The sequence below is a fragment of the Pseudomonas sp. SF2 genome (genome assembly GCF_036858055.1).
Lineage (GTDB): Bacteria > Pseudomonadota > Gammaproteobacteria > Pseudomonadales > Pseudomonadaceae > Aquipseudomonas.
Window position 1 is genome coordinate 21,273 of record NZ_JAMBDI010000043.1, and the last position, 7,667, is coordinate 28,939.

At 63.0% G+C, this 7,667-nt stretch carries 9 protein-coding genes; 5 read left to right on the forward strand and 4 right to left on the reverse strand.

The annotated features are described in order from the left end of the window. The first annotated feature begins 1 nt into the window (after position 1). From M2S36_RS21555 to M2S36_RS21570, 4 genes are read left to right on the forward strand one after another with little or no spacing between them, the layout of a single operon-like run. A complete protein-coding gene (locus tag M2S36_RS21555; RefSeq protein ID WP_207830361.1) occupies positions 2-1,249 on the forward strand; it encodes an NAD(P)/FAD-dependent oxidoreductase in 1,248 nt (415 codons plus the stop codon). Next, entirely contained in the window at positions 1,246-2,055 is an 810-nt protein-coding gene (locus M2S36_RS21560) for a DUF1365 domain-containing protein (protein WP_207830363.1), read from the forward strand. The genes M2S36_RS21555 and M2S36_RS21560 overlap by 4 nt, the downstream gene beginning before the upstream one ends. Beyond that, complete coding sequence (locus tag M2S36_RS21565; protein WP_063913574.1) at positions 2,030-3,292, forward strand: SAM-dependent methyltransferase; 1,263 nt, start codon at positions 2,030-2,032, stop codon at positions 3,290-3,292. The genes M2S36_RS21560 and M2S36_RS21565 overlap by 26 nt, the downstream gene beginning before the upstream one ends. Continuing rightward, complete coding sequence (locus M2S36_RS21570) at positions 3,292-3,780, forward strand: DUF2878 domain-containing protein (protein WP_063913575.1); 489 nt, start codon at positions 3,292-3,294, stop codon at positions 3,778-3,780. The genes M2S36_RS21565 and M2S36_RS21570 overlap by 1 nt, the downstream gene beginning before the upstream one ends. On the opposite strand, the gene M2S36_RS21575 is transcribed toward M2S36_RS21570, so the two are convergent. Genes M2S36_RS21575 through M2S36_RS21585 form a run of 3 tightly spaced genes read right to left on the reverse strand, consistent with a single transcriptional unit; the run spans position 3,718 to position 5,973 of the window. After that, the gene (locus M2S36_RS21575) at positions 3,718-3,900 is read right to left on the reverse strand and encodes a DUF2256 domain-containing protein (protein ID WP_082888348.1); all 183 of its coding nucleotides are present in this window, start codon (positions 3,898-3,900) and stop codon (positions 3,718-3,720) included. The genes M2S36_RS21570 and M2S36_RS21575 overlap by 63 nt on opposite strands. Continuing rightward, positions 3,897-5,423 carry a cryptochrome/photolyase family protein gene (locus tag M2S36_RS21580; RefSeq protein ID WP_333957819.1) on the reverse strand — a complete coding sequence of 509 codons (1,527 nt, stop codon included), beginning with the start codon at positions 5,421-5,423 and terminating at the stop codon, positions 3,897-3,899. Before M2S36_RS21580 ends, M2S36_RS21575 begins: the two co-directional genes overlap by 4 nt. Positions 5,424-5,451: 28 nt before the next feature. Then, a complete protein-coding gene (locus M2S36_RS21585) occupies positions 5,452-5,973 on the reverse strand; it encodes a chalcone isomerase family protein (RefSeq protein WP_333957820.1) in 522 nt (173 codons plus the stop codon). 159 nt (positions 5,974-6,132) lie between these two features. Here M2S36_RS21585 and M2S36_RS21590 point away from each other — a divergent pair, with 159 nt between their 5' ends. After that, positions 6,133-6,903, forward strand: coding sequence for an SDR family NAD(P)-dependent oxidoreductase (locus M2S36_RS21590; protein ID WP_063913577.1), 771 nt, complete (start codon positions 6,133-6,135; stop codon positions 6,901-6,903). 31 nt (positions 6,904-6,934) lie between these two features. Here M2S36_RS21590 and M2S36_RS21595 read toward each other — a convergent pair whose 3' ends face one another. Next, the gene (locus M2S36_RS21595; RefSeq protein WP_063913578.1) at positions 6,935-7,489 is read right to left on the reverse strand and encodes a helix-turn-helix domain-containing protein; all 555 of its coding nucleotides are present in this window, start codon (positions 7,487-7,489) and stop codon (positions 6,935-6,937) included. Between the last annotated feature and the right edge of the window lie 178 nt (positions 7,490-7,667).

Here is a 7,667-nt window from a genome sequence, read left to right on the forward strand (position 1 = left end):
CATGCGTATAGCAATCATCGGCAGCGGCATCGCAGGGCTATCCTGCGCTCATCTGCTGTCACGCAAGCATGAGGTCACGGTTTTCGAAGCCGAGCGCTGGATCGGGGGCCACACGCATACCCTCGATGTGATCTGGCAGGGTGAACGCCATGCAATAGATACCGGCTTCATCGTCTTCAATGACTGGACCTATCCGAACTTCATCCGCTTGCTCGACCACCTGAAGGTCGCCTCACGGCCGACCGAAATGAGCTTCTCCGTGCATGACCCGGTCACCGGCCTGGAATACAACGGGCACGACCTGAATACCCTGTTTGCCCAACGCCGCAACCTGGTGTCACCGGGGTTCTGGGGGATGCTACGGGATATTCTGCGTTTCAATCGCCAGGCCCTCGCCGACCTGGATAACCAGCGTATCGATGCCAACGCTACCCTCGGCGCCTACCTCCAGGCGCAGCGTTATGGACAGCGCTTCATCGATCATTACATCGTACCGATGGGGTCGGCGATCTGGTCGATGTCCCGCGCGGACATGCTCGGCTTCCCACTCGCGTTCTTCGTGCGGTTCTGTCGCAACCACGGCTTGTTGTCGGTAAACCAACGTCCACAGTGGCGCGTGATCGAAGGGGGCTCGCGCAGCTATGTCGGCCCGCTGTGCCGACCGTTTGCCGATCGTATCCGCCTCGATTGCAAGGTTTACCGGGTCAGCCGCGACGAAGGTGGCGTCACCCTGACGAGCAGTGCTGGTACCGAACGTTTCGATAATGTGGTGTTCGCCTGCCACAGCGACCAGGCCCTGGCGCTGCTGGAAGCGCCGAGCGCACAGGAACGGGAAGTGCTCGGCGCCATCGGCTATGCCAGCAACGATGTGGTGCTGCACACCGATACCCGTCTGCTACCCCGGCGCAAGCGCGCCTGGGCCAGCTGGAACTACCGTCTCGGCGGGCCACAACAGGCCCCTGCCGCGGTGACCTACAACATGAACATTCTGCAAGGTATCCAGGCGCCGACGACTTTCTGCGTGAGCCTTAACCAAACCGCACTGGTGGATCCGGCCCAGGTCATCGCCCGCTTCCGGTACGACCATCCGCAGTACAGCCTTGCGGCATCCACCGCGCAGATGCGCCAGGCGCAGCTGCAAGGCCATCGCCACAGCTACTTCTGCGGCGCCTACTGGGGCAATGGCTTTCACGAAGATGGCGTGGTCAGTGCACTAAAGGTGGCCGCGCATTTCGGAGAGCACCTGTGAACAGCAGCCTTTGCGTGGGCTGGGTCAGCCACCGACGCCTGGCGCCGCGCCCCCATGCGTTCCGCTACAGGATCGGCATGTTCTACCTGGACCTGGACGAGCAAGCCTGGCTGGCAGGCCTGTCACGCTGGCTGTGGCGCTGGCGCCTGGCGCCGCTGAGCTGGCACCAGGCAGATTACCTGCCAGCTCGGACCCGCAAAGGCGAGACGCTGGCCCAGGCTGCACGCTTGCTGGTGCAGAACGCGACGGGAGATATGCCCGAGGGGCCGGTGCACCTGCTCACGCAATTGCGTTGCTGGGGGCTGTCGTTCAACCCGGTGAGCTTCTATTTCTGCCATGACCGCGATGGGCGACTGACGGCGATCCTGCTGGAGGTGCGAAACACGCCATGGCGCGAGCGCTTTCATTACGTGCTGCCGGTGCAAGGAAACCTTGCCAGGCCCTTCGCCGTCGCCAAGGCCTTCCATGTGTCGCCATTCATGCCACTGCACATGGACTATCGCTTGCGCTTCGCCCTGGACGCTGAACATGTACGCATCCACATGGAGAACTGGCAAGCCGATCGCAAGGTGTTCGAGGCCGACCTGGCCCTGCAGCGCCAGCCGCTGGATAAGGCCGCCGTGCACCGATACGTACTGGCCTTCCCATGGATGAGCCTGCGCACCGTCTCGGCCATCTATTGGCAGGCACTGCGCCTGTTGTTCAAACGCACGCCCATCCACGACCACACGCCCAGCCAGAGTGACCTGGCGCTCGGCCATTCCTGCGAGGACCCTGATGATGTCGAACCCCACCCTGAGCGTTAGCAAGTTCGCAGGCCTCGGGCCTTTGTTCGGTGGTCTGGCACGAAACGCCGTGCTCGCCCGGCTGGGCAGGCTGCGCCATGGCCACCTGCGCCTGCTCAGCCACGGGCAGCAATGGAGTTTCGGTGATGTCGACAGCCCGTTGCAGGCCGAGGTGGAAATCCTTGATGACATCACCTGGAGCCTGATAGCCGGCAATGGCTCGATCGGTGCTGGCGAAGCTTACATCCACGGCTATTGGCGAAGCCCCGACCTGGCGCTGGTCACTCGCCTGTTCGTCGCAAACCTCGAGGTACTTGACGCACTCGAGGGTGGCCTGGCCCGCTTCGGCCGCCCTGCCCTGCGGTTGCAGCACAAACTCAACCGCAACAGCAGGCGCGGTGCCCGCCGCAATATCCTGGCGCACTACGATCTGGGCAATGCCCTGTTCGAGCGGCTGCTGGACCCCACCATGATGTACTCGGCAGCCCAGTTCGAACACCCTGAACAGACGCTGGAGCACGCTCAGTTGCACAAGCTGGAGCGCATCTGCCAGAAGCTGGAACTGTGCCCTGACGACCACCTGCTGGAGATCGGCTGCGGGTGGGGCAGCCTGGCGATCCACGCCGCCACCCGATATGGCTGCAGGGTCACCACAACGACGCTCTCCGAGGCGCAGTACAGCCATACCCTGCAGCGCGTTCAGGCACTGGGGCTGGAGCAGCGCGTGAAAGTGCTTCGCGAAGACTACCGCGATCTTCAAGGCACCTTCGACAAACTGGTCTCGATCGAGATGATCGAGGCCGTGGGCCATCGTTACCTGCCGGTGTACTTCCGCCAGTGTGCCTCGCTACTCAAGCCCGACGGCCTGATGCTGTTGCAGGCGATCACCATCCGCGACCAGCGCTATGCACAGGCGCGGCGGTCGGTCGATTTCATCCAGCGCTACATCTTCCCCGGTGGCGCCCTGCCTTCGTTGAGCGTGTTGCTGGAAACTGCCAGCCGGCACACCGCACTCAACCTCTTGCACATGGAAGATTTCGGCCAGGACTATGCCCGCACCCTGCGGCATTGGCGAGAAAACCTGCGCCAGGCACGTACGGCATTGACGGAGCTGGGCTACGACGACATGTTTCAGCGCCTGTGGGAATTCTACCTGTGTTACTGCCAAGGCGGCTTCGAGGAGCGCACCATCGGTGTCGCGCATCTGCTCTGGGCAGCGCCCCAGGCACGGCGCGCGCCCTTGCCCGGCAGTGCCTGATGAGCCGTCGCTGGCTGGTCGCCAATGCCTTGTGGCTACAGGCTGGCTGGTGGCTCTGCGTACTGGGGAGCGAAAAGCCCTTCCTGTCGATGCTGGTGATTCCTGGCCTGGCCGTGCACTTGAGCCTGTGCCCGGACGTCCACGCAGAGGTCAAGGCGCTGTTGCGCGTAACGCCGGTCGGATGTTTGCTGGATAGCGTGCTGGGCGCGCTGGGCGTGTTCGGTTTCGACACCTGGCCACTGCCGCTGTGGCTTGCGCTGCTGTGGCTGGTGCTGGCCAGCGGCATGCGCCACAGCCTGGCATGGGCCGACCGGCACTGGCGGCTCGGTGCGCTGGTGGGTGCAGTTGGCGGCCCTCTGGCCTATCTGAGCGGAGCAAGGCTGGCAAATGTCGACTTGCCCATGGGCCCGCTGCAAACCGGCCTGCTACTGGTGCCTATATGGGCCGCTACCCTGCCCCTGCTCGCGCGCCTCGCGGTGCGGTGCTGATTTGCGGCATCGTTCGGAGCAGTAGCGCACCTGCGCCCAACAACGCGCCCAGCGCTTGCGCCAGTTGAACGGCCGCCCACACACCACGCAGACCTTGCTGGGCAAAAGACCCTTTTTCATATCGGCTGCGCCGCATCGAGTCGTGCCAAAAGTGACTGGCCACGCTGCCACACGGCATCACGACGGTCAGCCGCCATGCCATCGAGGCTTCGATAGACCAGCGCCAGACGCGGGTTAGCCGAAAGCAGGGGGCGATGGCGAATCAGAAAATGCCAATACAAGGCATTGAACGGGCAGCCATCCTCCTCGGTCACCTGGTCAACCCTGTAACTGCATGCCTTGCAATGGTCGGACATGCGCTGGATATAGCGACCACTGGCGCAGTAAGGCTTGGACCCCAGGTAGCCGCCGTCGGCGTACATCACCATACCCAGCGTGTTGGGCAGCTCGACCCAGTCGAAGGCATCCATGTAGACCGCCAGGTACCACTCACAGATCGCGGCTGGCTCGATACCGGCCAGCAAGGCGAAGTTGCCGGTGACCATGAGCCGCTGGATATGGTGAGCGTAGCCCAGGCGAAGGGTCTGTCCGATGGACTGCTCCATGCAGCGCATGCGGGTGCGCCCGGTCCAGTAGAAATCCGGCAGCGCCCGCTCGTTGCCCAGGTAGTTGAGCGCAGCATACTCCGGCATGCGCAGCCAATAGATGCCGCGCACATACTCGCGCCAGCCGATCAACTGGCGGATGAAGCCCTCTGCCGCATTGAGCGGCACTCGCCCGTCGCGCCAGGCCTTGTCGACCTCGTCGCACAGGCAACGTACGTCCAGAAGCCCGATGTTCAGCGCCGCACTGATGCGCGCATGGAACAGGTACGGCTCACCCTCGGCCATTGCGTCCTGGTAGTCACCGAACGCCGCCAGGCCGAACTCCAGAAAGTGTTGCCAGAGTTGCAGCGCCTCGGCATGGGTCACGGGGTAATCGAAACCGTCGATGGCTCCGTAGTGGTCGCTGAAGCGTTGGCGTACCAGGGCTATCACCGCCGCCGTGATCTCGTCCTGCTCGAAATGCGCGGCGAAGGGGCCACGTAGCTGGCTCGGCAAAGCCTTGCGATTGTCGCCATCGAGATTCCAGGTTCCACCTGCCGGGCTGCCGTCAGGCTCCAGCAGCAGGCCGGTACGCTTGCGCATGCCACGGTAGAAGTGCTCCATGCGCAGTTGGCCGCGCTCCCGGGCCCAGCGCGCGAAGGCTTCGCGAGAACAAAGAAATCGCGTGTCGCGATGCCACACAAGCGGCAGTGCGGCATCGCGCAACGCCTGCTCCAGGCGCCATTCACCGCACTCGGTCAAGTGAATGTGCGTGGCTCCCAGGGCTTGCTGCCAGCGCCGCAACTCGCCAACGATGCTACCGCTGTTGCCGTCATCGTCGAGTTGCACATAATGCACTTGCCAACCGCGCTCACGCAGTGCCTGGGCGAAGTGCCGCATGGCGCTGAAGATCAGAACGATCTTCAGTGGATGATGCGGCACGTACCGGGCCTCTCCCTCCACTTCTGCCATCAGCACAACATCGCGGGCAGGATCGAGGGCCCTCAGGCTTGCCAGGTCGAACGTCAGCTGGTCACCCAGTACCAGGCCCAGGCGCATCGTCAGGCTACCCCTGGCTGTTGCAGATTCATGGCAGCCCTCCCAGCAGACGCTGACGCAGTTGTTGATCCCTGGCCCGCGGATCTAGCCAGATGGCGAAGAACGCCCGGGCAAAGCGCGGGTCGGCGATCGCCCGGCTGAGTTTGCCACCGACGTAGAAGCGGCAGCCCTGCCCCGGCATGTAGACGCCAGTGATGCGCATGCCAGGGCGCACATCCACAAACGCTTGCTGCATGGCCTGGGCCCACACCGCGCGCCGCTGCGGCGTCGCGTTGTCAGGGTCCAGGCGGTGCATTTCCTCGAGGCTGGCCTGTACCAGCACATCCCTGGACAGCCTTCGGTGATAGGCCAGTTCAAGGGCAAAAGGCCGATTCCAGTCCTCAACCGGACCGGCTGCCCATAGCTGAGCGGTGTAAAGACGCAGGCCAAACCATGTGAACTCACCGGCGCCCAGCCGTTGCGCGCCTGGCAGCTCCGTTCGCCAGTCCGCCGCCTCCGACAGGGCAGTCAGTAGCAGGCAAAGCCAGGCCCAACGAGCGGTGTGCCCCATGTTGACCTCGAGCACCTGAAAATACCTGTACAATATTAGCAGTCATGTATAGCTTTTTGCCAACTTGTACAACTTTACTTGCAGCTCTCGGCGCCAGTTTTCGACGAAGCCGGCGGAAGTGGCAGAGAGGCGGCGGGGGCCTGCAAAGGAGGTAGTTCAGTGAGCCTTGTCAATCACCTTCACACGCCCGCCAACGTTCTGGTCTGCGGAGCCAGCCAGGGGATTGGCCTTGCACTGTGCACGCAGTTGCTGGCGCGCGACGATGTCGCGCAGGTGTTTGCCGTCTCGCGACATGCCACCAGCAGCCCCGCGCTGGATGCCTTGTTCGCCGAGCATCCGCGCAAGTTGCTGCGCATCGACTGCGACGCGTGTTCCGAAGCGGCACTGCAAACCCTGGCAACGCAAGTAGGCGCCCGTTGCAACCAGCTGAACCTGGTATTTTGTACGCTTGGCGTGCTGCAAGAGGCACCTGCACGGGCCGAAAAAGCGCTGACACAGGTGGATATGGCAGGGCTACTGAGCAGTTTCACGACCAACTGTTTCGCACCTGTCCTGCTGCTCAGGCATTTGCTGCCCTTGTTGCGACAACAACCGATGACCTATGTGGCACTGTCGGCGCGGGTCGGGTCGATCAGCGACAATCATCTTGGCGGGTGGTACAGCTATCGCGCCAGCAAGGCCGCGCTCAACCAGCTTATGCGCACTGCAAGCATCGAGTTCAAGCGACTGAACCCCGCCTCCACGATACTCTTGCTGCATCCCGGGACCACCGCCACCCGCCTTTCCCAGCCCTTTCAGGGCAATGTGGCCCCGGGAAAACTGTTCTCGCCGGCATTTGCCGCGTCATGCGTTCTAGAGCTCGTGAGCCGACACGGCCCAAAGCAGAGCGGTACATTCTGGGCGTGGGACGGCACACCGATTGCCTGGTGACTCCAGAGCCAGCATGGCTTGGGTTTTCCCGTCAGCTGAACACCCAGAGCACGCGGGTGGGCTTGTCGGTGAGGTTGGCGTAACGAAAACTGGCGTGGGGTTGCAGCTGAAAACTGTCACTGGCGCGCAGCGTTACCGGCTCGCCGCCATCCAGCCAGACGGTCAGTTCGCCCTCGAGCACGAAGCAGCCCTGCTCCGAGCTGTCGTCCAGGTACTCCTCGCCACTACTGGCCCCCGGTTCCAGGTGGCTATCGAGCATGGAGAACGCCCCGGTGATCGTGGGGGATGCCAGCACATCGGTGATGCCGCCGGCCAGGTGAAGCGTACGACGCTCGTGAGGGCGGGTGACCCAGTCGAGTTCGCGGGGCTTGTCCAGCTTGTAGAAATAGGCCGTGGAGACGCCGAGCTCTTCGCTGATAGCCGTGAGGTCGGCCACGGTCGGGCGCGACACGCCCCGTTCGACCTGGGACAGAAAGCCCACCGAACGGCCGATGCGCTGGGCCAGTTCACCCAGGGTCAGGCCCTTGAACTTGCGCAGGTCGCGAATCAGTACGGCTAGGCCTTCGATCTCTTCGTGCACTTTCATGGTTGAATCGCGACTTTCGACGGGAAAATTGATGCCCTGAAAAGTACATGATTCATCTCACAAAGCAAGATACTTCATGGCGATCTTAGGGCTGCTTTGCAGCCCTTCGCGGGCACGCCCGCTCCCACAGTGATCGCGCCTCTCCTGAACCTAGCGCCAACCCTGTGGGAGCGGGCGT

Bases quoted from the DNA above. Each gene is read 5' to 3' on its own strand.
- M2S36_RS21555 (WP_207830361.1), top strand. From the start codon at position 2: ATGCGTATAGCAATCATCGGCAGCGGCATCGCAGGGCTATCCTGCGCT.
- M2S36_RS21565 (WP_063913574.1), top strand. From the start codon at position 2,030: ATGTCGAACCCCACCCTGAGCGTTAGCAAGTTCGCAGGCCTCGGGCCT.
- M2S36_RS21570 (WP_063913575.1), top strand. From the start codon at position 3,292: ATGAGCCGTCGCTGGCTGGTCGCCAATGCCTTGTGGCTACAGGCTGGC.
- M2S36_RS21575 (WP_082888348.1), bottom strand. From the start codon at position 3,900: ATGAAAAAGGGTCTTTTGCCCAGCAAGGTCTGCGTGGTGTGTGGGCGG.
- M2S36_RS21580 (WP_333957819.1), bottom strand. From the start codon at position 5,423: ATGCGCCTGGGCCTGGTACTGGGTGACCAGCTGACGTTCGACCTGGCA.
- M2S36_RS21585 (WP_333957820.1), bottom strand. From the start codon at position 5,973: ATGGGGCACACCGCTCGTTGGGCCTGGCTTTGCCTGCTACTGACTGCC.
- M2S36_RS21595 (WP_063913578.1), bottom strand. From the start codon at position 7,489: ATGAAAGTGCACGAAGAGATCGAAGGCCTAGCCGTACTGATTCGCGAC.